General features: G+C 50.6%; 1 protein-coding gene. It reads left to right on the plus strand.

The window, feature by feature from the left end; genetic code table 11:
* Nucleotides 1-267: hypothetical protein (locus FN960_RS23090; RefSeq protein ID WP_221936862.1), on the plus strand; the 267-nt coding region annotated here is incomplete at both ends.

Genomic DNA, 267 nt, shown 5'->3' on the forward strand with positions numbered 1-267 from the left:
TTGGATGATGTCTACTCTTTTTTTTGTATGGGGAGAGTGGCGGGCGGATATCGGGAAAGCGGAGCGGATATCGGGAAAGAGCAGTGGATATCGGGAAAGAGCAGTGGATATCGGGAAAGAGAAGCCGATAGCGGGAAAGAGAGGCGGATATCGGGAAAGAGAAGCCGATATCGGGAAAGAGAGTCGAAACTCGGGAAAGAGAAGCGGAAATTGGGAAAGGGAAGCCAATATCGGGAAAGACAAGCGGAAATTGGGAAAGGGAAGTCG

This window comes from Alkalicoccobacillus porphyridii (assembly GCF_007293315.1).
Classification (GTDB): domain Bacteria; phylum Bacillota; class Bacilli; order Bacillales; family Bacillaceae_D; genus Alkalicoccobacillus; species Alkalicoccobacillus porphyridii.